Below are 22,092 nucleotides of genomic sequence, written 5' to 3'. Positions count from 1 at the left end.
GCGTCCAGCCAATTATTCGGCGTCGTCAGGCCGCTGCCTCCGGGGTGAAGGGTCAGGCATAGGCCTCGGGGCGCGCGGATCCAGCGGGTCCCGGTGGCCCTGCAACTTCGTCTGTGCCAGGCCTGGCGCGCTCAGCTGACGCGCAGTATGGTTGACGTAAATAACGTAACAGTCGTAAGGAGCGGGTGATGGCCGTCGAGTCCGCGAAGAGGACCAAAACCAGACGTACCGGCATGTTTTTGCGTCGTCCCGCCATCAAGAGTTACGGGACGGTCGAGTACGGAGGGGTCGCGTCGCCTGCCGCTGGCTTCGGGCATGTGAGAAAGGCTCCGACCGGCGGTCTCGTGACTGTCCGCGGGCCGGTCTCCACTGCATCGAGATCGCAGGAGGACGTGGTCCGCACCGATCTGGTCACGCACATCAAGAACCTGGTCTCGTCGTTCAAGGTCGCGGTGGAAGAGCCGAGCAGTGCGACGACCGTCGGTATGCGATTCACGCTCGACCTCCACGGCGCCGACACGGGACTCGAGGACGTGACGCGGATCGTTCGCGACGAACTCAAGACTGTGGTGGTCCCCGACCGCTGGCAGAAGCTGATGGAACTCCAGTTCGACGACGCGCAGCCGGGCAAGGTGCGGTTCAAGCTGGCGCTCGAACCGCCCGCCGAGATGCGCGGTGCGGGTGACCGCACACCCGTGTCGACGCCCGACGCCATCGAACTCGAGACGGAAACCGGAAACGTCACCCACACGCTGCCGCTGTCGCTCGACCGCGACACCGTCGGCTCGGTCGAGGTGTCCGAGATCCTCTCTGCGGCAGGGAAGCCCAACCGCGCGCTCGCGAACAGCAAGAGGAAGGCGAATCAGCTGCTCGGGTTCAAGGTCGGCAACCAGTACCTGTATCCCACCTTCCAGTTCGACCGCGAGCACAAGCGGATCAAGCCGATGGCCCTGTACGCGAACGTCGCGATGGAGTGCGATCTCGACCCTTGGGGCACGCTCGACTGGTGGTTCACCGAGGACCACCTCCTCGACGGCCAGAGTCCCGTCGAGCGGCTGGCCGCGGGCACGCTGTCCGAACACGACATCGACCGGATGATTGCGCACGACCGGATGGGCATGGACTGACCACATGGGGAGGGAGCGATACAATGGGCATCCGCCGATGACCCGAGTAATCAAGGCGGGCACGGAGTTGCACCGCATCTCGAGCTCGAAGTCCAAGCATTCGCCGAACTCGTTCAACCATGCCGAGCCGCTCTCTCTCGACGACGAGTTCCAAGGACGGTTCGAGCCGACCGACCGCTCGCACGGCGGATATCTGTATGTCGCGGAGTCGATTACTGGTGCAGTGGCGGAGGGCATCCTTCGACGATCTCGCCTTCCGGCGGGTGGGTTCGTGCGCCGGACTCTGTTGGCCGACAAGGCGCACACGGTGATGGTCCTCGAGCGGGACGTCGAAGTGGCGGTCCTCATGGACGGCGGGCTGCCGATACTCGGTCTCACCTCGGCAATCTCTTCCTGCTTCGAGGAGGATTACGCGTGGTCGCGGACCACCTGTCACCGGATACTCGATGTCGCTGCGGATACGGACGGCGTCGTCTACCGCTGCAGGCACAACGCCGCAGAGACCGCGCTGATGCTGCTCGACCGCCACGAACTCGACTCGTCTGCACTCCGGATTGTCAGTTCCTGCGACATCCTCACCGACCGCGGCACCCGGGAGCAGGTTCTCAAGGTGCTCAAGGAAACCTTCGGCTTACAGTACGCCGGGGCCGGGGGTGCTCGACGCGTCTGATCGGCCGTGGTGGTGGCGAGTCAGGGCGTGCCTGTGTCCGGTCGCTTACGCCAGCTCGTAGTCGGCCGGATCGACCACGCGGGTGCGCCGCCGGTAGTCCCACGACGACCCCGGCCACAGCGCGTGGTTGGACCCGCGGGCGTCGAGGTACCAGCTGGCGCAGCCGCCGGTGCTCCACACGCCGCGCGAGAGCCGTTCCCGCAGAGACGAATCGAACGCGTCCTGGGCGTCGGCGCGGACCTCGACGGCACCCGCGCTGTTCACCTCGGCCAGGCGCATCGCGTCGAGCGCGTGCGCGATCTGCGCCTCGATCATCACGATCACCGAGTTGTGGCCCAGGCCCGTGTTAGGGCCGGACAGGAAGAACGCGTTGGGCATCCCGGACATCGTTACGCCCAGGTGGGTGCGGACGCCCTCGCGCTGCCAGCGTTCGAGCAGGCTGACGCCGTCGCGGCCCACCAGGTGCATGCGGTTCATCGCGCCGGCGACGCGGAACCCGGTGGCGTACACGATGACGTCGACGGCGTGGCGGGTGCCGTCGGCGGTCTCGATGCCGTCCGGGTGGATCGCGGTGACCGGGTCGGTGACGAGGGTGGTGTCCGGGCGGGCCAGCGTCGGATAGAAGTCGTTGGAGCGGAGGATCCGCTTGCAGCCGATGCGGTAGTCGGGGGTCAGCGCGTCGCGCAGGGCCGCGTCGGGCACCTGCTTGCGCAGGTGCGTGAGGGCGCGGGCCTGGGTGCGCTCGAGTAGTCGCGGGCGGCCGAGCCCGACGCCGAGCGCCTCGCCGCCCCAGTAGGTGGCCGCGCGGAACGCCCTGCGCACCAGCGTGCTCCGTCGGCTCGCGGCCACCGCCGCGCGGAACGTCCGGCGCGGCAGGATCCAGGCGGGGGTGCGCTGGAAGACGTGGAGCTCGGCCGCGCGTTCGGCGAGGTGCGGTGCCAACTGGACCCCACTGGCGCCGGTGCCGATCAGCGCCACCCGCTTGCCGGCGAGGTCGACGTCGTCGCGCCAGGCCGCCGAGTGCATGCTCGCGCCCGCGAACGTCTCGGCGCCGGGCAGCTTCGGGATGCGCGGCACGTTGAGGGCGCCGGACGCCATCACCAGGTACTGCGCCACGAACTCGCGTCCGGTCTTGTCGAAAACGCTCCAGCGGCAGTCGGTCTCGTCCCACTCTGCCCCGGTCACCTCGGTGCCGAACTCGAGGTGGTCGCCCAGTCCGTGGCGGTCCGTCAGCTCGGACAGGTAGTCCAGGATCTCCGGCTGCGCGGCGTGCGACGACGTCCAATCCGCTTTGGGGGCAAACGAGTACGAGTACAGCACTGACGGGATGTCGCACTCGCATCCCGGATAGGTGTTCTGCCGCCACGTGCCGCCCACGGCGTCGGCCTTCTCCAGGATCAGGAAGTCGCGCGCACCGGAGCGGGCGAGTTGCAAGGCCATGCCGAGTCCGGCGAATCCGGCGCCGACGATCAGCACCCGGGTGTGACGAACCGCCTCCGACACGCTGCATCCCATCCGTGAGGTTATTGCGCAGCGCTCCCCTCACCGCCTGACGTCAGCAGTGTGCAACTTGAACGGTGTTCAAGACAAATCGGGCGGGCCGGTCAGGCCACCTCGTCCTCGCCGCCCGGCTGGACTTTCCGCAGGCCACGGTAGGCGTCCTCGGGGGTCTTGCGTCCGGCGACGACGGCTTCCACCTCGGCGGCGATCGGCATCTCGACGCCGTGATCGCGGGCCAGTTCCATCACTGTCGGCGCGGTCTTGACGCCCTCGGCCACCTGCCCGAGCTTCTCCACGGCCTCATCGACGGTGAGCCCGCGGGCGATGGCCTCGCCGACGCGCCGGTTGCGCGACGCCGGGCTCATGCACGTGGCGATGAGGTCGCCGACGCCGGTGAGGCCGGCGAACGTGCGCGGGTTGGCGCCCATCGCCTCCCCGAGCCGGGTCATCTCGGCGAGCCCGCGGGCCAGAACCATTGCGCGGGTGTTGTCGCCGACGCCCAGACCGTCGGCCATGCCCGACGCGATCGCCACGATGTTCTTCAGCACGCCGCCCAGCTCGCAGCCGAGGACGTCGGTATTGCGGTAGACGCGAAAGACCTTGGACGCGAACAGCGGTTGCAGCGCGGTCGCGACGTCCGCGTCCTGCGTCGCGACCACCGATGCGGCGGCCAGGCCGTCGGCGATCTCGCGGGCGATGTTGGGCCCGGCGAGCAACCCGACGGGGTGGCCGGGCAGACACTCGGAGATCACCTCGGTGGGCCGCTGCCGGGTGCCCGGTTCGAGGCCCTTCGCGAGCGAGAGCACCGGCACCCACGCGCGCACCTCGTTGGAGATCAGGCTCAGCGTGCTGCGGATCGCGTGCGACGGTACCCCCACCACCAGGACGTCGGCCTCGTTCGCGGCCTCGAGAATGTCGGACGTCGCCCGCAGGCTCTCGGGCAGCTCGTGCTCGCCGAGGTAGCGCGTGTTGCGGTGCTCGGTGTTGATCTCGTCGGCCGTCTCGGGGTTGCGCGACCACAGCAGCGTCGGGGTGTTGTGGGCCGCGAGCTTGGCCACCGTGGTGCCCCACGATCCGGAGCCGAGGACGACGACGCGGACGGGTCGGGCCATCAGTGATCACCTCGTACGGGGACGTTCTCGGGACTCATGGATTCAGGTTGGCACTGCGGGTGATGTCGCGTGGGCGAATCGGGAACTCCGAGGGTGCGCGCCGCGGACCGGTCGCAACGCCGCCACAGTGCCGTCCCGTCGATCGTGTGGTCACGCCCGACGAGATCGATGTGCCGATCGGTGAGGCCGACGGCGGCGGCGCGGGCGAGCGCCTCCGCGAACGAACAACCGGTGTCGGGGAGGCCGCCGGTGGCCGAGCGAGTGGCGATGTCGAACACCGAGAGCGGTGTCGGCGACGCCGCATGGAACAGGGCGCCCCGGTCGGCGTCGGAGCCGGTGAGGGCGAGACGGGCGATCAGTTCGCCGAGCTCGTCGACGGAGATGAGCGACAGCAGTGCGGCGCCGTCGTCGATCCAGGCCCCGATGCGGGTGAGGATGTGCCGCAGCCCGGGCAGGAACCAGCGATCGCCCTCGCCGTGGACGAATCCGGGCCTGACGGTGATGCCGCCCCGGGCGCGAACCATCCGATCGGCTGCCGCCCGGGTGGCACTGAGCACGGTGACGGGGTTCGGCTCCCGGGCGTCTTCGACGACGTCCCGGAACGGACCGGATCCGTAGACCCCGATGGTGCTGAGCGTGACGACGACATCGATCGACCGGGCCTCGGCTGCCGCGAGCAGATTCCGGGTGCCCTCGTAGTTGATCCGCCGGCACAGAGTCTCGTCCGGACCGGTGTAGCTCGCGGCGTGGACGATGGCGTCGACACCGTCGAGCGCCGAGTGCAAGGTGGAGGGAACGCCGATGTCGGACAGGACATATCGGACACCGGGAATAGGTGACTTCGGGATCCGCCGCACTGCTGCGGTGACTTCGCCGTGGGACGCGGCAAGTGCCCGTAGAGTGGCACCGCCGATGAAACCGGACGCACCGACCAGGGCGATGTGGGGCCGGTGTCCACCCGTTTCGTCGCGTGGCATCACAGCACGCGTCCCGCGGGGGCGGCGAGCGCGGCGGTGGTGTGTCCGGTGGGGAGGCGAAGCGAGAGGGGATCGGCACAGTGCTCAAGCAGGAGAGGGCGATCGAGACCAGGAACGAGATCATCTGGGCCGCGGCCACCCGGTTCGACGAGACCGGCTACGAACGGGCCAGCCTCGCCGAGATCGTCGAACTGACGGGTTTCACCAAGGGCGCGTTGTACTTCCACTTCAAGTCGAAGGACGACCTGGCCGCCGCGATCATCGAGGAACAGCACGCGATCTCGATGAACGCGGTCACGGCGATCCGGGAGACCGGGGCGCCGGCGCTCGAACAGTTGGTGATGCTCGCGTACGAGATGGGACGGGAGATCGTCGAGGACCCCGTCGTGCGGGCCGGGATCCGCCTGACACTGGAGATGAGCGCGGAGGCCGGACCGTCGACGCCGTATCTGGACTGGATCGACGGCCTCCGTGACGTGTTCGCAGCCGCGATCGACGAGGGCGACATCTCCGACACCGTCGATTCCGCGGAACTCGCGCGGTACTTCGTCTCGGCCTTCACCGGCGTCCAGCTCGTGTCGAACGTGCTCACGGGTCGCGCGGACCTCGAGGAGCGACTCGATCAGATGGTGTCGTTCGTGCTGGCGTCGATCGTCGCGCCACGGCGGCGTCACAAGATCGATCGGTACGTTCATACCCGGTGGAGTCCGGCGAACGCGTGAGTCGGTTCGGCGGTCGGTGTCGGCACCGCCAGCCGGATGGTGCCCGATGCCTTGGTCTCGCCCCACTGCGAGAACTCGATGTCGACGCAACCCTCCTCGCCGTCGCGGAGTTCGGTGGCAACCGTCGTCGGCTCGTCCAGTTCGAGGAATCGCCGAAACCGTAGTTCGAGCGATTCCACGTCGGCACAGGACCATCCGAGTCGCAGCCGAGCACTCTGCCGGGCGGCTTCGAGCACCACGACGCCCGGAACGTGATCGGAGGGATGGTCGAACAGCACCGGATGCGTCGGATCGACTCGCAGCAGCCAGCGCCCGTCCCCGTCACCCGACGGAGGTATGCCGAGCACCACCGCTCGGTCGTCGGGGACACACACGGCGGACTGCAGCACGGGAAGCGGTTGCGGGATGCGGCCCACCGTCGGAGCGCGGTCGCCGCTCCACCGGATTCGGGCGTAGGCGTCCGGGGTGAGGACACCGGCGACGGCCATGGCACTTCCCGCCACCGCGCCGTCGACCAGGAAGTCCACGTCGACACTGAACGCCGACAGGCGGCCGCCCCGCCGCGCATGCTCGGTGACCTGGGCATCTATGACGACCTCCGCCGCCGACGACCCGATGGCCAGCCGGTCGAGGTTCGCCTCGATCCGCATCGTCTGCATCGTGAAGAGGTGTCCCAGGGGGACGGCGTAGTGCATGTGCCCGAGATAGATGGCGCACTGACGAATGGTCTCGCCGAGCAGCATCGTGTCGTAGCGGTCGGTGCACGTCCGGTAGAAGGCGTGTTGTCGCGGCCACTGGGCGCCCAGCCGAAACCGGCCGGCCTCCCCGACGGGAATACCGTCCGTCAGGTAGACCTCGGACACGGATTGACGATGTACGAACCGTCGCGGCACCGTCGATTCAAAGCTCAACGCCTGCACCATCTCACGGACAGTAGCGGGGGAAATCGCCTGGCATGAGCGATTTGGGCCGAAATCTTCGTACCTCGATCCACGGACGGTCCGCCTAGAGTCGAAGGGGTACGAGGCGAACCCGATCTTCGAGACGATAGCGAGTGCCCAGTGGCGAACGATCCACCTCTGCGCGACGTGTACACCGAGCCCACGCTCGCCGACGTCCTACCGTCGGCGCTCGCCTCGCTGGGCGCGCCCGGCGAGTCCAACCGGCTGAGGCTGCCCGAGTCCGATCGGACCGTGGTCCTGCTGATCGACGGGCTCGGCTGGAATCTGCTGCGCCGCAACCTCGATGCCGCACCGTTCCTCAACGGGATCGAGGGGCGGCCGATCCGGGCCGGGTTCCCGACGACCACCGCGACGAGTCTCGCGTCGTTCGGCACCGGGCTGCCGTCGGGGCGGCACGGCGTCACGGGGTACGTCTCGGACGTCGTGGAGGCGGGCGGGCCGTTCAACTGGCTGCGCTGGCAGCGTGTGGGCGACCACCGCGACATGCTCGGGCAGGTGGTGCCGGAGCGGATTCAGCCGTCCCCCACGGTCTTCGAGCGCGCGACGGCCGCCGGTGTGGTCGCGACGACGGTGCTGCCGCGCGAGTTCGGCGGCAGCGGACTCACTCGCGCCGCCCTGCGCGGCGGGCGGTTCGTCGGCACCGTCGCGTACGGCGACCTGCTGCACTCGACGGTGCACGCCGCGACGGCGGGGGAGCGGACCCTCGTCTACTGCTACCTGAGTCAGATCGACACCCTCGGCCACGTGTACGGGCCCGGCAGCGATCCGTGGGTAGCCCAGCTGACGATCGTCGACCGGTTCGTCGAGGACCTCGTCGCGCATCTCGGCCCCGACGTCAACCTGCTGGTGACCGCCGACCACGGCATGGTGTCCGTCGACCCGCCGCATCGCGTCGACTTCGACAAGGAGCCCGCCCTCTCGGGTGGGGTCGTCGCGCTCACCGGCGAGGCCCGGTGCCGGCACGTACACACCGAACCCGGACGCGCCCCGGGCGTCCTGAGTCGTTGGCGCGAGCTGCTCGGCGCGCGGGCCTGGGTCGGCACCCGCGACGACGTGGTCGCCGCGGGGCTGCTGGGGTCGGACCCGACCCCCGCCGCGTTGCGCCGGGTAGGTGACGTCGTGATGATCGCCCGCGGCGCCACCGCGGTGGTCCGCAGCGAGGCCGAACCGCGCATGTCGATGCTCGCGGGCCAGCACGGTGCCCTCACCGACGACGAACTGCTGATTCCGCTGCTGCAGGTGTGATGTCCCTGCACGTGGCGGCGTCGGACTCTAGGGTGGCGGGCGGGGTGGGCCTGGCCACCCGCGGGGAACGACGACTGGGGGCACGATGCGAACGCGCGAGACGACGATCATCCGGCACTGGAAGGTGAGCTGGCGGGCCTGGCTGGTGTTCTGGATCGCGCGCATCTTCGTCAAACCGATCTTCGCGGCGTGGCCCACGACCGATCGCGGCATCGCGGCGCTCGGGCATCTCGAGAAGGTGGTCGACCGTCTGCCCCGACCCAAGGGCGTCACGATCGACCCGATCACGCTCGGCGGTGTGCCCAGCGAGCGGATCAGTCACCACCGCAAGGCGTCCGACGCACTCGCGGGCGCCACCATCCTCTACTTCCACGGCGGCGGATTCGTGTTCTGCGGCTTGGCCACACACCGCAGCCTGTGCGCGCTCCTCGCGGCCCGCGCCGGCGTCCCGGTGATCTCCGTCGAGTACCGGCAGCTGCCGTACGGCGGGATCGGTACGTCCATCCACGACGCGATGGCCGCGTACACCGAACTGGTGGGCACGTGCGAGGACCCGTCGAAGATCATCCTGGCCGGCGACTCGGCGGGCGGATACCTGGCAATGAAGGTCGCCGAACTGGCGGCGACCCGCGGCATGGTCACCCCGGCCGCCGTGATCGGATACTCGCCGCTGCTCAACCTGGCGCTCGAGAAGCACGACCCCGACTACATGCGCCGCGACGCCTACCTGCCGATGAACCAGGTGGAGGCGCTCAAGGACATGTGGGCCGGCGGCCCCGAACCGATCGTCGGCGCCGACTCCCCGATCGAGGCCGATCCGCGCGTGTACCCGCCGGCGTTCTTCAGCGTCGCGCAGTACGAGCTGATGCGCCCCGACGTCGAGGCGATGACCGCACTGCTCGAGGATGCCGGTCAGGCCGTCGAGACGCACGTGTGGAGCGGCCAGATCCACGCTTACCCGGTGATGGGGACGGTCCTGAGGGAGAGCACGATGACGATCGCGCTGAGCCTCGACTTCGTCCGGCGCGCACTGGGTTACCGCGGCCGGCACTCCGCCTGATCTACAGGCCCAGCGCCTCGATCTGTTTGCGTAGATTCGCCTCGGTCTGCTTGATCGCGGTGACGACGAACGGCTCGATCAGCTTGCCCATCGCCTTGCCGGCCAGCCCGCCGGGCAGTTCGTAGCCGAAGTCGACGGACAGCTCGGTGCGGTTGTCGCCGACCGGGGCGAACATCCAGCGGGACCGGTTCCCGAACCCCGCGACCGACGACAGCGTGATGAGGCGGTCCTGCTCCCACTCGGTGATCTCCACCGTCGACTTCAGTGCCTTGGGGCCGAGCTGCATCGTCGCGTCGTAGGTGGCGCCCAGGCCCTGGTCGAGAGTGCCGATCGGATCGAACCGACTGATTCCGAACATCCAGTCCGGGACGTTCCGGTAGTCGTCGATGTGCGCGAATGCCAGACCGACGGGAACGACGGCCACCGCCTTGTGTCGCACGTGGATCATGTCTGCTCCTCCCCTGAACCCCGGAGATCGGACGTTAGTACACCGCGTGTGTGACGCCCGTCACCGGCGCCCCGAAAGTCGGAATTCGGCGATCTCGCGCGCGTTGTCGATCGCATCCGTCAATGCCCGGTGCCGGTCGTCGGCGAACTCGGCGGCCAGCACCGCGTACTTGTCCGCAGCCCCCATCGGCACCCACGACGCGAGCGCGTACAGGTGATCGCCGGGGCGCTCGAGGACGTCGAACATCCGCGGCGGGGCGGGCGGCGGGTCGTCGCGTAGCTCCCGGATGCGGGTCAGCAGGATGTACAGCTCGGTGATCTTGTCGGTGAGGTGCCGAAGCTGGTCGTCCGAGACACGCCCCGACGGACCCACCGGCCACGGCTCGACCTCGGCGCTCGGATACGGGTCGTCGCCCAGCCAGTGCCGCACCCGGATCCGCTCTTCGCCGACGCACTCGAGCGCGTACCGGCCGTCGCCGATCCCGACGTGGGAGACGATCCGCACCGCGGTGCCGACGTCGTTGCGCACGTCGCCGCCGCCCACCTCGTGCCCGCGCGCGATGAGCACGGTGCCGAACACGGGCCCCTCGGTCGCGGTGAGGCAGTCGCGGACGAGTGCCTGGAAGCGGGGCTCGAACACGTGCAGCGGCAACCGTTCCCCCGGCAGCAGAGCGGCGCCGAGGGGGAACATCGGCAGAACGGTCATTTGACCAGAATGGGCCATCAGGGCATCCGGAGGCGGGGAACCGGCACCGTGTCGGGCGGGGTTTCCCGATCGAGTTCGACGATCAGATGGTCGGCCCACGCCACCAGCCCGGTGATGTCGAGGGCGTGCGGCGGGTTGTTCTCGAACGGCACGATGCGGTGCCGGCCCTGCCGGAGCAGTGAGACGGCGCCGGCCGGGTTGCCGCGCATCTGATGGGTCACCGCCACCGCCAGCTGGGCCAGGCCCTGCCACAGCCCGCGTTCCTCGTGCGGGGCCTTCTTCCACGCGGCCTCGAGCACCTCGTGCGCGTGGAACGGCAGATCGTGGTCGAGCAGGCGCTGCGCTTCGGTGATTGCCTCGCCGGGATCGAGATCCAGGTCGTCGGGCATCGTCGGAAACCCTTCCTCGCCCCACTCGAGCGGCCGGCCCAGGCGGTCCCGGGGCCGGGCGTTGCGCGGCTTGCCGAGGGTGTCCCGATCGCGGTCGGTCATAGAAGCAATCTAGCCGCCGACGGGGTGTCGGGGGAGGGGTAGCTTGGCCGCGGGGTCGTGTGGTCGGGTGGGCGTCGGCGGGCGAGAGCTCCCGGGCGGTCCCGCTCCCGAACTCGTCTCCTGCCCGCGCGATCGCGTCCGCGGGAGGTCAGTTCGGGAGCGGCGGCGCTGTGGGCACAAGAGCTGTGGGCAAAAGAAAAGACCCGGTATCGCTGGTGCGATACCGGGTCCTTCATTTGTAGCGGGGACAGGATTTGAACCTGCGACCTCTGGGTTATGAGCCCAGCGAGCTACCGAGCTGCTCCACCCCGCGTCGGTAATTTCAGACTACACGATGTTTCGGGGCCGATTTACCATCGAGGCGATCCGCGGCTGTGTTCCCGGTCACCGGAACGACGCCCCGCCCAGTTGAGTCGCCGCCTTAATCTGCGGAGAGACTGCACGACGAGGGATCCGGAGGGATTCGCATGGCACTGCTCGAGAACAAGGTCGCCTTCATCACCGGCGCGGCACGCGGACAGGGGCGCAACCACGCGGTGCGCTTCGCCCGCGAGGGCGCGGACATCATCGCGTTCGACATCTGCGCGCCCGTGTCCGACGACGTCGGCTACCCGGCAGCCGCGCCCGAGGATCTCGAGGAGACCGCTCGCCTGGTGCGCGCCGAGGGCCGCGAGATCGTCACCGCGATCGGCGACGTCCGCGACCAGGCCGACCTGCAGGCCGCCGTCGACGCCGGTGTGGAGCGCTTCGGCCGCCTCGACATCGTGGTCGCCAACGCGGGCATCTCGACGTGGAACCGCTTCTGGGAGATGCCCGAGGAGCAGTGGACCACGATGGTCGACATCAACCTCAACGGTGTGTGGCGAACCCTCAAGGCGGCGGTGCCCGCGATGATCGACGGCGGCCGCGGTGGCTCGATCATCGTCGTCAGCTCGGCGGCAGGCATCAAGGCCAGCCCGGGCACGTCGAACTACACGTCCGCCAAGCACGGCCTGGTGGGTCTGACGAAGACTGCGGCGATCGAGTTGGGCGAGTTCGGTATTCGCGTCAACTCCATCCATCCGGGTGCGGTGGACACCCCGATGGGCCAGGATGCCAACGTCGGCAAGATCCTCTCCCAGTTCCCGCGCTACCTCGACAACTACAAGTGGCCGCTGGCCGGGCTGAGCAAGTGCAGCGTCGACGACGTCTCCGAGGTGGTGCTGTACCTGGCCAGCGACCGCTCGCGCACCGTCACCGGTTCGCAGATGTCGCTGGACCTGGGCCTCACGAGCATCTGAGTCCGGACAGGGGCGGCGTGGTCACAGATTGCCGCGCCGCTCCTGCTCGCGTTCGATCGCGAGGAACAGGGCCTGGAAGTTGCCCTTGCCGAACCCGAGTGAGCCGTGCCGCTCGATGAGTTCGAAGAACACCGTGGGCCGATCGCCGATCGGTTTGGTGAAGATCTGCAGCAGGTAGCCGTCCTCGTCGCGGTCGACGAGGATGCCGCGGCACTCGAGTTCCTCGATCGGGACGCGCACCTCACCGATCCGTGCCCGCAGCGCCGGATCCTCGTAGTACGACGCCGGTGTCGGCAGGAACTCGACGCCCGCCGCCGACAGCCGGTCCACGGCGCCCAGGATGTCCGACGTCGCGAGCGCCAGGTGTTGCGATCCGGGGCCGCGGTAGAACTCGAGGAACTCGTCGATCTGGGACCGCTTGCGGCCCACGGCCGGCTCGTTGAGCGGAATCTTGATGCGGTGGTTGCCGCTGGCGACCACCTTGCTCATCAGCGCCGAGTACTCGGTGGCGATGTCGTCGCCCACGAATTCGGCCAGATCGGTGAACCCCATGACGCGGTGGTAGAAGTCCACCCACTCGTTCATTCTGCCGAGTTCGACGTTGCCGACCACGTGGTCGAGCGCCTGGATCACCTGCGGCCCAGCACTCGTGGCGGCGGTGCGCGCGACATAACCGGGCAGGTACGGGCCCGTGTAGCGGGACCGGTCGACAAGGGTGTGCCGAGTCTCGCCGTACGCGGCGATGCTCGCGGTGCGGACGGTGCCGTGCTCGTCGGAGACGTCGTGCGGTTCGACGAGAACGCGTGCCCCCTGCCCACGGGCGTGCGCGATGCAGCGGTCGACGTCCGTGACTTCCAGTGCGACGTCGTGGACGCCGTCACCGTGCCGGCGGTGATGGTCGTGCAGGGGGCTGGACGGGTCGACTCCGCCGGTGAGCACGAATCGGACTGCACCGCTGCGCAATACGAAGGCGCGGTGATCGCGATTGCCGGTCTCGGGACCCGAGTACGCCTCGAGCTCCATCCCGAAAACTGTGCGGTAGTAGGCGGCGGCCTGCGTCGCATTGCCCACCACCCACACGATCGCGTCCCACCCGACCACGGGGAACGGATCGGCGGACGGATCGTGCTCGACGAGCCCGAGCAGTTGGCGCAGAGCGGCGTCGTCGAGGTGGGTCAGTGACTGGTCGACGGTCATGAGCGAACCTCCCGTGACGGTACGGGTCGATCACACCGCGAGGTACGCGCGTAGGCAACATCGGCCGGTGCGGCTGTTCAAGGTGGACAATCTGCGTCGGCGGAGGGCCTGAGGGGTGTGCAGTTTGTACAGAGGGCAACGGGACCCGAGTTCCCGTAGAGGTGGGACGCGGGCGTGGTCGGGACGCGTCCCGGATGGTCGAAGACCGCAGGCTGAGGACTTCTCCGGATATTCGTGAAAAGTCTCCCAAAGGGGATACGTGCACGTTAGCTTCCTTGGATACGGCCGCGAAGGGGTGTTTATGGGGTTCGCCGACTGGCTCACGGCGGGAACGCGACGGATTCCGAGCAAGGATGCCGAGTTCATCTACGGGGAGAACGACGGCCACCTGGGGCATTTCGTCGTCGTGTACGTCTTCGACACCACGCAGTTTCCGGACGCCGAATTCACGCAGGAACGCGCGATCGAATGGGTGCGGGCACGACTCGGACACCACCACATGTTCACGCACCACATCCGTCGGGTACCGCTGGGCATCGATCATCCGAACTGGATCCCGGACCCCGACATCGACCTGAGCGCTCATGTGCACGTCACCGCGATCGACGAGCCCGGGTGGGCGCCCCTCGAGGCGCATTTCTCCGAATTGTTGTGTACACGTATGGATCTCACGAGACCACCATGGGAACTGCACTTCTTCACCGGTGTCAGCGGCATCGTCGACCAGCCCGGCCGGCTCACCGCAGTGGCGCTCAAGGCGCATCACAGCGTCGGCGACGGGTTGGGCGTGTTGCAGACGGTGGAGAAGGTTTTCTCGGACGCCACGGCACCTCCGATCGCCGTTCGTCCGGCGCGGTTCCTCCGGGCGCGACTGACCGCCAGGTCCGTATCGGGTTTTCCACGTCAGGTGATCCGGTTCGCCAAGAGCATCCCGGGTAACCGTGCCGCCGATCGCGCGCTGAAGGAGGCCGAGGCGTCCGGTGACTGGTTGGTGCAATCCGAACAACCGGGCATCCGGTTCAACGGCAAGGTGAGCGGATCGGGTGCCATGGTGCCGATCACGCTGTCCACGGAGTCGCTTCGCCGAATCCGGGGCGCCGTTCCGGGAGCGACCGTCAACGACGCACTCCTTGCCGTCGTCGGGAATGCTCTCGCGGCCTATCTCGCGGAGAAGGGTGAGCCGCACCGGGGTTCGCTCGTCGCGATGGTCCCGCGTTCCATGCGCAAGCTGGAGGAGTGGGAGTCGGGGAACCAGCTGGCAATCATGAATGTCGACACCCACACCGACACCCCGGATCTGCTCGAGCGGGTGGCGCGCGTCGCCGAGTCGTCGAGGTCCGAGAAGGCCCGCACGTCACACATCGCGGTTCGCCGGTCCGCCGCTGTGATCGACTCCCTGCCCCCGCTGATGATGCGAATGTTCATGTACGTGCGCAGGAACGCCGTCACGTTCGACCCCCAGCGCTCCCGGCACCGGCACACCATGATCAGCAATGTGGCATTCGGCGTGGCGAGCCTGACGCTCGAGGGCGCCCCGTCCGTGGCGGTGTTCGGTGGGCAGCCACCCGTGGACGGGGACGGGCTGCGGCATTTCCTCGCGGCCGCTGCCGGTGGCGACGTGACACTGACCGTGATGGCCGACCGCGCGATGATGCCCGACACCGACAGATACATCGAGCTGATTCGCGCGAGCCTCGCGGAGTTCGAGAGCGCGGCCGCGGGTCGGACCGATCAGGATCCTTCGGACGAAATCGCCTCCTGACGGTATCCACGATCACCGTTCCAAGCTCACGCCACCGGCCGGGTTTCGCCGTTAGTCTGATACCGAACGTGCACACACGAGCCGATCGGAGTGGACGATGTCACCAGCGAACGAGACCAGGCCGGTGATCGTGGGCGTCGACGGATCCGACGCCGCGATCCACGCCGTCAGGTGGGCGGCCGTCGAGGCCCACGCCCGCAAGGTGCCGCTGAAACTGGTGCACGTCATCGATACCGAGAACGACTTCCCGTTCGTCGCCGACGACCTCGAGGAAGAAGAGGCGGCCGGCCGGGAGGCACTCAAAGTCGCGCGGGAGGCCGCCACCGTCGAGGACTACACCATCGACATCGAGGTGGAACTGCTTCGCGGACGGGTCAATCGGGCATTCGTCGACCTGTCCGAGAAGGCGAGCCTGCTGGTCGTCGGCTCGGTGGGTGCCGGTTTCTTCGAGCGCATGGTCCTCGGGTCGACGGCCCTCTCGCTCGCGCATCACGCCAAGTGCACGGTCGCGGTCGTCCGCGGCGCCGACGGCAGCCCCGTCCCGCCCACGTCCGGTCCCGTCGTCGCGGGTGTCGACCACTCCGACAGCGCCGACATCGTCGTCGGCACCGCGATGCAGGAGGCGTCGATCCGGCACGCCGAGATGACGGCCGTGCACGCGCGTCGTCGGCGCGGCACCCAGGAGGCAGACGAGGAGGCCCGCGGCCGCATCGATCGGTTGATCGCCACGTGGGGCGCCAAGTTCCCGTCGGTTCAGGTCGAGACCGTGCTCGCGGAGGCGGGTCCCACCAAGCACCTGGTCGCCCTCAGTGCCACCGCCCGCTCGATGGTCGTCGGTAGCCGCGGTCGTGGCGGGTTCGAGAGCGCACTCCTGGGCTCCACCTGCCAGTCGCTGCTGTACCACGCGCAATGCCCGGTGATCGTCGCCCGCTCCCGCGTCACACCGTGACATCGCCATGGACCGGGGCGGGCATCGACTGGACGCGCTCGACGTCGACCTGATCGCCCGCCTGCGCGACGACCCGCGGATCGGGATCCTCGAACTGTCCCGTCGGGCCGGGGTCGCCCGCGCCACCGTGCAGGCGCGGTTACGCCGGCTCGAGGAGGCAGGGATCGTCACCGGCTACGGGCCCGAGATCGATTTGCACACAGCCGGATACTCGGTGCAGGCGTTCGTGACGCTGGAGATCGCGCAGGGCTCCCTCGGACAGTTGACGAAGGAACTCGAGGAGTTCCCCGAGGTGGTCCAGGCGTGGGCCACCACCGGGGTCGGCGACGTCCTGTGCCGGGTCGCGGCCGCGTCGCACGACGACCTGCAGACCCTGCTGATCGCGCTGCACCACTCGTCGACCGTCGCGCGGTCGATGTCGGTGGTGGTGCTCTCGGAGATCGTGGCGTTCCGGACGCTGCCGCTGCTCGCGAAGTCGGTCGAGCACTAACCGAGGTTCGCGGCCAGGTCCCGGTAGTACCCGGACTGGGACGGGAAGTAGTCCGCGAAGTCCGGCAGCGGCGTGCCGGCGCGCGCCGCGCCGAGCATGTCCAGGTAGTACTCCCACCCGGGGCCGATCTCGCTGACGGCCTCCGCCGGCACACCGAGATGGATCAGCGTCAGCTCGGTCGCGCCGTCCGTCTCCCGCAGGTCGACGGCCAGCCGCCAGGCTCCCGCGTCGTCGCTGGTGGACAGTCCCAGGTGCTGCGGCGGGTCGCACGCGTCGATGCGCATGTCGGTCCACGGAGCGTCCTCCTCGAACGCCATCTGCACGCGGATCGTGTTGCCGGCGCCGGGTTCTCCCTCCCACGGTCCGAACCATGCTGCGGTGCGTCCGGATTCGGTGATGCTCGCCCAGACGTCGTCGATCGGGGCGTCGAACGTGCGGGTGATGCGCAGGTCCACGCCGTCGGAGGTGCGGACGAGCGTGCCGTGCGGTTCCGGATCCATCCGCCTACTCTCCCTCACCCAGCTTGTCCTCGCCACGACGACGGAAGAACCCGAACCCGGGAACCCCGATGATCGCCTGTCGCACGTCCTTGACAACCTCGAGCAGCTCGTGGATCTCGGGGGACACGGTGTCGAGGGTTGCGAGGATCGGCATGAGCGCCGCCATCCGGTCGGTCAGCTCGGGAAGCTGGTCGAGCAGCCGGACCGCGGCGTGCACCTCGTCCTCGCTGATCTCGTCGACGAACTGCGTCGCCAGCGGCGCGGCCGTCAGCGCGAGTGGTCGGTAGATCTCGAGTAGTTGGTCGGCGACGGCTGCGGATCGCGACGCCGACGCCACCACCACTTCCGTCTCGCCTGCGATCACGGCGGTGCGGTCGACCAGCGCGGCGCACGCTGCGATCACCGCGTCGGCTGCGGCGACCGCGCGGGCGGCGCCGTCGACCACGCCGGACACCTGCCGCACCAGCCCCTCCGCCTCGTCGAGCAGTGCGGACACTCGGGTCGGCAGGCCTGCGACGAAGGTGGCCGTGTCCAGCGACCACTGCGCCGCCTTCTGGACCGTCGAGACGATGTGGAGCGGATTGGGGAGAAGCGGCATCCTGCAATCCTGCCCGAACTTCGCGGATTGTCGGTGGTTGCTGGGAGGATCGGAGCTGTGGATGCCGAACACACCGTCGTCGATTCGCCCGTCGGGCCGCTGACGCTGGTCCGCAATCCCGAGGGTCTGTGCGGGCTGTACATGCACCTTCAGCGGCACCTGCCGGACGGTGCGCGATTCGGTCCGCGCACCGACACCGGCTTCGACGACGTCACCGCGCAGCTCACCGAGTACTTCGCCGGGGAGCGCGCCGAGTTCACGGTGCCGCTCGCGCCGCGGGGTACCGAATTCCAGCAGCGGGTGTGGGCCGCGCTGCGAACCATCCCGTACGGCGAGACCTGGTCGTATCTGCAGCTCGCGGAGCATCTGGGCAACGTCGCCGCGATCCGCGCCGTCGCTGCCGCCAACGGCCGGAACCCGATCGGCATCATCGTCCCGTGTCACCGCGTGGTCGGCAGCAACGGCTCGCTCACGGGCTACGCCGGCGGACTGGGGCGCAAGCAGTTCCTGCTGGATCTGGAGAGCCCGTCCGCCGTGGGAATCCAGGATGGACTGTTCTGACGCGGAGCGAACCTCACGTTCCGGCGACCCGGAGCGTCTACCCGGTGTGGCACTGAAACCGTTCGAGAACATCGTCACCGAGCACGGGCCCGTGGTGCTGCGGGTGTGCCGGGCACTGCTCGGGCCCGTCGACGCCGACGACGCGTGGTCCGAGACGTTCCTGGCGGCGCTGCGGGCGTACCCCGATCTGGCGCCCGGTGCGAACGTCGAGGCGTGGCTGGTGACCATCGCGCACCGCAAGGCCGTCGACGTCCACCGCGTCCGACAGCGCACGCCCGTCCCCACCGACGACCTGCCCGACCGGGTGTCGGCGCGGGATCTGCCCGGCGCATGGAACCACGAACTGTGGGACGCGCTGGCCGATCTGCCGTTCACGCAGCGGGCCGCGGTCGTCTACCACCACCTGGCCGGACTTCCGTACGCGGAGGTCGCGGCGATCCTCGGCAACAGCACCGCCGCGGCCCGCCGCGCCGCCGCCGACGGCATCGCCCGGCTCCGCCGCACCTACCCGGCCGCCACCGAACCATTCGCCCAGGAAGGAGCCGTCCGATGACCGTCATCCCCACCCCCGACGTGGACCCCTCGGATCTGAGCCGCCTGCATGCCCGCCTCGCCGCCGCCGCCGACCGCGACGGCCTGCTCGACCTCGCCTACCGGTCCGTCGACACCCCCGTCGGACGGCTGCTGCTGGCCGCCACCGACGTCGGACTGGTCCGCGTCGCCTACCCGCGGGAGGACCACGACGCCGTGCTGGCGATGCTGGCCCGGCAGGTGAGTCCGCGCATCCTCGAGGCTCCGGGACGACTCGACGCCGCCGTCCGGCAACTCGACGAGTACTTCGCGCACCGGCGCACCCACTTCGACGTCCCGCTGGATCTGCGGCTGTCGAGTGGCTTCCGGCGCACCGTCCTCACCCGCCTGCCCGACATCGCGTACGGCAGCACCGCCAGCTACGCGCAGGTGGCCGAGGCCGCCGGCAGCCCGCGCGCCGTCCGGGCGGTCGGATCGGCCTGCGCCACCAACCCGCTGCCGCTGTTCGTGCCGTGCCACCGGGTGGTGCGCAGCGACGGCAGCATGGGCCAGTACGCGGGTGGCGTCGACACCAAGCGCGCGCTGCTGACGTTGGAGGCGGCGTGAGCGCGCTCGCCGACCGCGTCGACGCCCTCGACTGGACACCGCTGCTCGACGAGCTCGACCGGTTCGGCGGTGCCCAGAGCGCCCGTCCGCTCCTCGACTCCGACGAATGCCGGGAGTTGGCGGAGCTTTTCGACGACGACGCGCTGTTCCGGTCGACGGTCGACATGGCGCGGCATCGCTACGGCGCCGGCCGGTACCGGTACTTCGACTACCCGTTGCCGGCGTCGATCGCCGAGATGCGGGCCCGGTTCTACGTGAAACTTCTCCCGGTGGCGCGGGAGTGGGCGTGGCGGCTGGGCCGGCCGGCGCCGTGGCCCGACACTCTCGACGAGTGGCTCTCCATGTGCCACGCTGCCGGACAGCACCGGCCCACCCCGCTGATCCTGCGTTACGGCCCGGACGACTGGAACGCGCTGCATCGGGACCTGTACGGCGAGCTGGTGTTTCCGCTGCAGGTGGTGATCGGTCTCGACGAGCCCGGCGTGGACCACGAGGGTGGCGAGTTCCTGCTCGTGGAGCAACGCGCCCGCGCGCAGTCGCGTGGCACCGCGACCGTGCTGCGGCAGGGGCACGCGTTCGTCTTCACCACCAACGACCGCCCGGTGCAGTCGGTGCGCGGCTGGTCCGCCGCCCCGATGCGGCACGGCGTCAGCACCGTGCGCAGCGGCATCCGGCGCACGATCGGACTGGTACTGCATGATGCGGAGTGAATCGAGAAATGTACAAAATGCTCAGTTTTGTACAGAACGGCCCACCGTGTACACGTTGATCGGCCGGGACGGAAAGCCCTACGAGAGCGCCACTCCCGGCACGCTCGGCGGTCACCGCAAGGACCGCATCTACGGCACGCTCGACTGTCCCGGCGCGGCTCGCGCCATCGCCCGCGGCGGTTACGTGACACAACGCGTGTTCTTCGCAGACGAGGACACCGCTGTCGCCGCCGGCTACCGGCCGTGCGCGGTGTGCCTACGAGACATGTACGACGAATGGAAGAGATTGCACGGGAAGGGGGAGCGGTAGATGTCGGCACTGCTGCCCCGCCCGCGCCGCACCGTCGCTCCCGGCGCCGTGCTGGTCCCGGACTGGCTCGACCTCGGCGAGCAGCGCCGACTCGTGGAGGCGTGCCGCGACTGGGCGCGCGGACCGGTGCCGATGCGGGCCGCCCGCCTGCCCACCGGGCACGCGATGTCGGTGCAGACCGTGTGCCTGGGCTGGCACTGGCAACCGTATCGCTACAGCCGGATCGCCGGCGATGCCGGTGGCGGGCGCGTGCTGCCGGTACCGGAGTGGCTGGCGCAGTTGGGGAGACGTGCCGTCGCCGACGCGTACGACGATCCGGCTGCGGGCGCCCCCTACGAGCCGGACGCCGCGCTGATCAACTTCTACGACGACGCCGCCCGCATGGGCATGCACCGCGATCAGGAGGAGCGGGCGGACGCCCCGGTGGTGTCGCTGAGCATCGGCGACACCTGCACGTTCCGCTTCGGCAACCCTGACACCCGCACCAAGCCGTACACCGACGTCGAACTGCAGTCGGGGGACCTGTTCGTGTTCGGCGGACCGTCGCGGTTCGCGTACCACGGTGTGCCCAAGGTGTTTCCGGGCACCGCCGATCCCGACTGTGGCCTCACGTCGGGGCGGCTCAACATCACGCTGCGGGTCACCGGCTTGGAGGGCGAACGTTGACCGACACGACCGTCCTGCCGTTCCGGCCACCCTTCACCACGGCGCCCATGCTCGGCGCCTTGGCGGCGCACGCGGTGGACGGCCTCGAACTCCACGACGCCGAGAGCGGGACGCACACCCGGGTGGTGCCGGCGCCGCACGGACCCGCCGTGGTGAGCGTCCGCTTCGCCGGCCCCGACCACGTCGCCGCGTCGATCCGCGCTACCCGCCCCGACGACGTCCCGCACGTCGCAGCACTGGTTCGTCGCTGGCTCGACCTCGACGCCGATCCGGACGTCGTCGACGCCGCACTCGCGCGGCACACCCTGCTCGCACCGCACGTCGCGGCGCGGCCCGGGCTGCGGGTGCTCGGCTCCGTCGACGGTTTCGAGACGGCGGTGTTGACTGTGCTGGGGCAGCAGGTGTCGCTCTCGGCGGCACGAACATTCGGCTCCCGCTTCGTGGCGGCGTTCGGCACCCCGACCGCCTTCGACGGGTTCGTCAGCTTCCCCGAGCCCGAGCTGCTGGCCGCACTCGATCCGGCGATCGTTCAGAAGGCCGTCGGTCTCACCGGCGCCCGCGCCCGCACCGTGCAGGCGCTCGCCGCGGCCGCGGCCGACGGGCTGCACCTCGGCCCCGACGCCGACCCGGCCGAGTTCCGGGCCCGGCTGCTGGCGCTGCCCGGTATCGGGCCGTGGACCGTCGACTACCTGTCGGTCCGGGTGCTCGGTGACCGTGACGCCTACCCGTCAGGCGACCTGGTGCTACGTCGCGCGCTGGGCGTGAAGACGCCACGCGAGGCCGCCGCGGCGTCGGAGCCGTGGCGGCCGTGGCGGGCCTACGCGCTGTTCCATCTGTGGACGAGCCAGGCCTTTCTGTGACGAGGCGCCTACCGCGGCAGTGGGCGCAACCCGATCATCGTCCGGGCGGAGGC

At 69.3% G+C, this 22,092-nt stretch carries 26 protein-coding genes and 1 tRNA gene; 16 read left to right on the top strand and 11 right to left on the bottom strand.

The genetic code is table 11. The annotated features are described in order from the left end of the window. Positions 1 to 392: 392 nt before the first annotated feature. Positions 393 to 1,127: a hypothetical protein gene (locus tag ABEU20_RS06340; protein ID WP_420163548.1), complete on the top strand. Its 735-nt coding sequence runs from the start codon at positions 393 to 395 to the stop codon at positions 1,125 to 1,127. Then, entirely contained in the window at positions 1,099 to 1,797 is a 699-nt protein-coding gene (locus ABEU20_RS06335; protein ID WP_420163547.1) for an RES family NAD+ phosphorylase, read from the top strand. The genes ABEU20_RS06340 and ABEU20_RS06335 overlap by 29 nt, the downstream gene beginning before the upstream one ends. 45 nt (positions 1,798 to 1,842) lie before the next feature. Here the strand turns inward: ABEU20_RS06335 and ABEU20_RS06330 are convergent, their stop codons facing one another. The 3 genes from ABEU20_RS06330 to ABEU20_RS06320 form a co-directional block, all read right to left on the bottom strand. Further along, a complete protein-coding gene (locus tag ABEU20_RS06330) occupies positions 1,843 to 3,300 on the bottom strand; it encodes a flavin-containing monooxygenase (RefSeq protein ID WP_420163546.1) in 1,458 nt (485 codons plus the stop codon). Between the two features lie 101 nt (positions 3,301 to 3,401). Beyond that, complete coding sequence (locus ABEU20_RS06325) at positions 3,402 to 4,409, bottom strand: NAD(P)H-dependent glycerol-3-phosphate dehydrogenase (protein ID WP_420163545.1); 1,008 nt, start codon at positions 4,407 to 4,409, stop codon at positions 3,402 to 3,404. Then, positions 4,409 to 5,386, bottom strand: a complete 978-nt coding sequence (locus ABEU20_RS06320; protein ID WP_420163544.1) for an NAD-dependent epimerase/dehydratase family protein — start codon at positions 5,384 to 5,386, stop codon at positions 4,409 to 4,411. The genes ABEU20_RS06325 and ABEU20_RS06320 overlap by 1 nt, the downstream gene beginning before the upstream one ends. 80 nt (positions 5,387 to 5,466) lie before the next feature. Between ABEU20_RS06320 and ABEU20_RS06315 the strand changes: the two genes are divergently transcribed. Beyond that, a complete protein-coding gene (locus ABEU20_RS06315) occupies positions 5,467 to 6,108 on the top strand; it encodes a ScbR family autoregulator-binding transcription factor (protein WP_420163913.1) in 642 nt (213 codons plus the stop codon). Here ABEU20_RS06315 and ABEU20_RS06310 read toward each other — a convergent pair. Beyond that, a complete protein-coding gene (locus tag ABEU20_RS06310) occupies positions 6,078 to 7,031 on the bottom strand; it encodes a ScbA/BarX family gamma-butyrolactone biosynthesis protein (protein WP_420163543.1) in 954 nt (317 codons plus the stop codon). The two genes, ABEU20_RS06315 and ABEU20_RS06310, sit on opposite strands and share 31 nt — an antisense overlap. 138 nt (positions 7,032 to 7,169) lie before the next feature. Here ABEU20_RS06310 and ABEU20_RS06305 point away from each other — a divergent pair, with 138 nt between their 5' ends. After that, positions 7,170 to 8,315, top strand: coding sequence for an alkaline phosphatase family protein (locus ABEU20_RS06305; RefSeq protein WP_420163542.1), 1,146 nt, complete (start codon positions 7,170 to 7,172; stop codon positions 8,313 to 8,315). Between the two features lie 85 nt (positions 8,316 to 8,400). Beyond that, the gene (locus ABEU20_RS06300; RefSeq protein WP_420163541.1) at positions 8,401 to 9,375 is read left to right on the top strand and encodes an alpha/beta hydrolase fold domain-containing protein; all 975 of its coding nucleotides are present in this window, start codon (positions 8,401 to 8,403) and stop codon (positions 9,373 to 9,375) included. A gap of 1 nt (position 9,376) precedes the next feature. Here the strand turns inward: ABEU20_RS06300 and ABEU20_RS06295 are convergent, their stop codons facing one another. The 4 genes from ABEU20_RS06295 to ABEU20_RS06280 form a co-directional block, all read right to left on the bottom strand. Beyond that, entirely contained in the window at positions 9,377 to 9,823 is a 447-nt protein-coding gene (locus ABEU20_RS06295; RefSeq protein WP_420163540.1) for an SRPBCC family protein, read from the bottom strand. Positions 9,824 to 9,883: 60 nt separating this feature from the next. After that, positions 9,884 to 10,528 (bottom strand): LON peptidase substrate-binding domain-containing protein, encoded by a 645-nt coding sequence (locus ABEU20_RS06290; RefSeq protein WP_420163539.1) that lies wholly within the window; start codon positions 10,526 to 10,528, stop codon positions 9,884 to 9,886. A gap of 17 nt (positions 10,529 to 10,545) precedes the next feature. Then, entirely contained in the window at positions 10,546 to 11,019 is a 474-nt protein-coding gene (locus tag ABEU20_RS06285; RefSeq protein WP_420163538.1) for a DUF309 domain-containing protein, read from the bottom strand. Between the two features lie 239 nt (positions 11,020 to 11,258). Continuing rightward, a tRNA-Met gene (locus ABEU20_RS06280) sits at positions 11,259 to 11,332 on the bottom strand. A gap of 154 nt (positions 11,333 to 11,486) precedes the next feature. Between ABEU20_RS06280 and ABEU20_RS06275 the strand changes: the two genes are divergently transcribed. Next, positions 11,487 to 12,299 carry a mycofactocin-coupled SDR family oxidoreductase gene (locus tag ABEU20_RS06275; protein WP_420163537.1) on the top strand — a complete coding sequence of 271 codons (813 nt, stop codon included), beginning with the start codon at positions 11,487 to 11,489 and terminating at the stop codon, positions 12,297 to 12,299. Between the two features lie 21 nt (positions 12,300 to 12,320). On the opposite strand, the gene hppD is transcribed toward ABEU20_RS06275, so the two are convergent. Next, entirely contained in the window at positions 12,321 to 13,496 is a 1,176-nt protein-coding gene (hppD, locus tag ABEU20_RS06270; RefSeq protein WP_420163536.1) for a 4-hydroxyphenylpyruvate dioxygenase, read from the bottom strand. A gap of 301 nt (positions 13,497 to 13,797) precedes the next feature. Here hppD and ABEU20_RS06265 point away from each other — a divergent pair, with 301 nt between their 5' ends. The 3 genes from ABEU20_RS06265 to ABEU20_RS06255 all read left to right on the top strand — a co-directional run bounded on the left by ABEU20_RS06265 (position 13,798) and on the right by ABEU20_RS06255 (position 16,697). Continuing rightward, positions 13,798 to 15,258 carry a wax ester/triacylglycerol synthase domain-containing protein gene (locus ABEU20_RS06265; protein ID WP_420163535.1) on the top strand — a complete coding sequence of 487 codons (1,461 nt, stop codon included), beginning with the start codon at positions 13,798 to 13,800 and terminating at the stop codon, positions 15,256 to 15,258. Between the two features lie 97 nt (positions 15,259 to 15,355). Beyond that, positions 15,356 to 16,207 (top strand): universal stress protein, encoded by an 852-nt coding sequence (locus tag ABEU20_RS06260; protein ID WP_420163534.1) that lies wholly within the window; start codon positions 15,356 to 15,358, stop codon positions 16,205 to 16,207. Positions 16,208 to 16,214: 7 nt separating this feature from the next. Further along, positions 16,215 to 16,697 (top strand): Lrp/AsnC family transcriptional regulator, encoded by a 483-nt coding sequence (locus ABEU20_RS06255; protein WP_420163533.1) that lies wholly within the window; start codon positions 16,215 to 16,217, stop codon positions 16,695 to 16,697. On the opposite strand, the gene ABEU20_RS06250 is transcribed toward ABEU20_RS06255, so the two are convergent. Both ABEU20_RS06250 and ABEU20_RS06245 read right to left on the bottom strand, forming a co-directional pair. Further along, entirely contained in the window at positions 16,694 to 17,197 is a 504-nt protein-coding gene (locus ABEU20_RS06250; protein ID WP_420163532.1) for an SRPBCC family protein, read from the bottom strand. The genes ABEU20_RS06255 and ABEU20_RS06250 overlap by 4 nt on opposite strands. 4 nt (positions 17,198 to 17,201) lie before the next feature. Continuing rightward, positions 17,202 to 17,795, bottom strand: coding sequence for a ribulose 1,5-bisphosphate carboxylase large subunit (locus ABEU20_RS06245; RefSeq protein WP_420163531.1), 594 nt, complete (start codon positions 17,793 to 17,795; stop codon positions 17,202 to 17,204). Between the two features lie 57 nt (positions 17,796 to 17,852). Between ABEU20_RS06245 and ABEU20_RS06240 the strand changes: the two genes are divergently transcribed. Genes ABEU20_RS06240 through ABEU20_RS06210 form a run of 7 tightly spaced genes read left to right on the top strand, consistent with a single transcriptional unit; the run spans position 17,853 to position 22,039 of the window. Then, positions 17,853 to 18,356 (top strand): methylated-DNA--[protein]-cysteine S-methyltransferase, encoded by a 504-nt coding sequence (locus ABEU20_RS06240; RefSeq protein ID WP_420163530.1) that lies wholly within the window; start codon positions 17,853 to 17,855, stop codon positions 18,354 to 18,356. Positions 18,357 to 18,402: 46 nt separating this feature from the next. Further along, positions 18,403 to 18,909: an RNA polymerase sigma factor gene (locus ABEU20_RS06235; RefSeq protein ID WP_420163529.1), complete on the top strand. Its 507-nt coding sequence runs from the start codon at positions 18,403 to 18,405 to the stop codon at positions 18,907 to 18,909. Beyond that, positions 18,906 to 19,493 carry a methylated-DNA--[protein]-cysteine S-methyltransferase gene (locus ABEU20_RS06230; protein WP_420163528.1) on the top strand — a complete coding sequence of 196 codons (588 nt, stop codon included), beginning with the start codon at positions 18,906 to 18,908 and terminating at the stop codon, positions 19,491 to 19,493. Before ABEU20_RS06235 ends, ABEU20_RS06230 begins: the two co-directional genes overlap by 4 nt. After that, positions 19,490 to 20,203 (top strand): 2OG-Fe(II) oxygenase, encoded by a 714-nt coding sequence (locus tag ABEU20_RS06225; protein ID WP_420163527.1) that lies wholly within the window; start codon positions 19,490 to 19,492, stop codon positions 20,201 to 20,203. Before ABEU20_RS06230 ends, ABEU20_RS06225 begins: the two co-directional genes overlap by 4 nt. Continuing rightward, positions 20,193 to 20,513: a metal-binding protein gene (locus ABEU20_RS06220; RefSeq protein WP_420163912.1), complete on the top strand. Its 321-nt coding sequence runs from the start codon at positions 20,193 to 20,195 to the stop codon at positions 20,511 to 20,513. The genes ABEU20_RS06225 and ABEU20_RS06220 overlap by 11 nt, the downstream gene beginning before the upstream one ends. Beyond that, positions 20,514 to 21,179, top strand: a complete 666-nt coding sequence (locus tag ABEU20_RS06215) for an alpha-ketoglutarate-dependent dioxygenase AlkB family protein (RefSeq protein ID WP_420163526.1) — start codon at positions 20,514 to 20,516, stop codon at positions 21,177 to 21,179. After that, positions 21,176 to 22,039, top strand: coding sequence for a DNA-3-methyladenine glycosylase family protein (locus ABEU20_RS06210; RefSeq protein ID WP_420163525.1), 864 nt, complete (start codon positions 21,176 to 21,178; stop codon positions 22,037 to 22,039). Before ABEU20_RS06215 ends, ABEU20_RS06210 begins: the two co-directional genes overlap by 4 nt. Positions 22,040 to 22,092 lie beyond the last annotated feature (53 nt).

Origin of the sequence: Rhodococcus parequi (assembly GCF_046042785.1) — a bacterium.
GTDB classification, from domain to species: Bacteria; Actinomycetota; Actinomycetes; order Mycobacteriales; family Mycobacteriaceae; genus Prescottella; species Prescottella parequi.
The sequence above is the reverse complement of the archived record's forward strand: the minus strand, read 5'-3'. Positions and strand labels throughout refer to the sequence as shown.

Bases quoted from the DNA above. Each gene is read 5' to 3' on its own strand.
- ABEU20_RS06325 (WP_420163545.1), bottom strand. From the start codon at position 4,409: ATGGCCCGACCCGTCCGCGTCGTCGTCCTCGGCTCCGGATCGTGGGGC.
- ABEU20_RS06320 (WP_420163544.1), bottom strand. From the start codon at position 5,386: ATGCCACGCGACGAAACGGGTGGACACCGGCCCCACATCGCCCTGGTC.
- ABEU20_RS06310 (WP_420163543.1), bottom strand. From the start codon at position 7,031: ATGGTGCAGGCGTTGAGCTTTGAATCGACGGTGCCGCGACGGTTCGTA.
- ABEU20_RS06300 (WP_420163541.1), top strand. From the start codon at position 8,401: ATGCGAACGCGCGAGACGACGATCATCCGGCACTGGAAGGTGAGCTGG.
- ABEU20_RS06295 (WP_420163540.1), bottom strand. From the start codon at position 9,823: ATGATCCACGTGCGACACAAGGCGGTGGCCGTCGTTCCCGTCGGTCTG.
- ABEU20_RS06290 (WP_420163539.1), bottom strand. From the start codon at position 10,528: ATGACCGTTCTGCCGATGTTCCCCCTCGGCGCCGCTCTGCTGCCGGGG.
- ABEU20_RS06285 (WP_420163538.1), bottom strand. From the start codon at position 11,019: ATGACCGACCGCGATCGGGACACCCTCGGCAAGCCGCGCAACGCCCGG.
- ABEU20_RS06275 (WP_420163537.1), top strand. From the start codon at position 11,487: ATGGCACTGCTCGAGAACAAGGTCGCCTTCATCACCGGCGCGGCACGC.
- hppD (WP_420163536.1), bottom strand. From the start codon at position 13,496: ATGACCGTCGACCAGTCACTGACCCACCTCGACGACGCCGCTCTGCGC.
- ABEU20_RS06265 (WP_420163535.1), top strand. From the start codon at position 13,798: ATGGGGTTCGCCGACTGGCTCACGGCGGGAACGCGACGGATTCCGAGC.
- ABEU20_RS06260 (WP_420163534.1), top strand. From the start codon at position 15,356: ATGTCACCAGCGAACGAGACCAGGCCGGTGATCGTGGGCGTCGACGGA.
- ABEU20_RS06255 (WP_420163533.1), top strand. From the start codon at position 16,215: ATGGACCGGGGCGGGCATCGACTGGACGCGCTCGACGTCGACCTGATC.
- ABEU20_RS06250 (WP_420163532.1), bottom strand. From the start codon at position 17,197: ATGGATCCGGAACCGCACGGCACGCTCGTCCGCACCTCCGACGGCGTG.
- ABEU20_RS06245 (WP_420163531.1), bottom strand. From the start codon at position 17,795: ATGCCGCTTCTCCCCAATCCGCTCCACATCGTCTCGACGGTCCAGAAG.
- ABEU20_RS06230 (WP_420163528.1), top strand. From the start codon at position 18,906: ATGACCGTCATCCCCACCCCCGACGTGGACCCCTCGGATCTGAGCCGC.
- ABEU20_RS06220 (WP_420163912.1), top strand. From the start codon at position 20,193: ATGCGGAGTGAATCGAGAAATGTACAAAATGCTCAGTTTTGTACAGAA.
- ABEU20_RS06215 (WP_420163526.1), top strand. From the start codon at position 20,514: ATGTCGGCACTGCTGCCCCGCCCGCGCCGCACCGTCGCTCCCGGCGCC.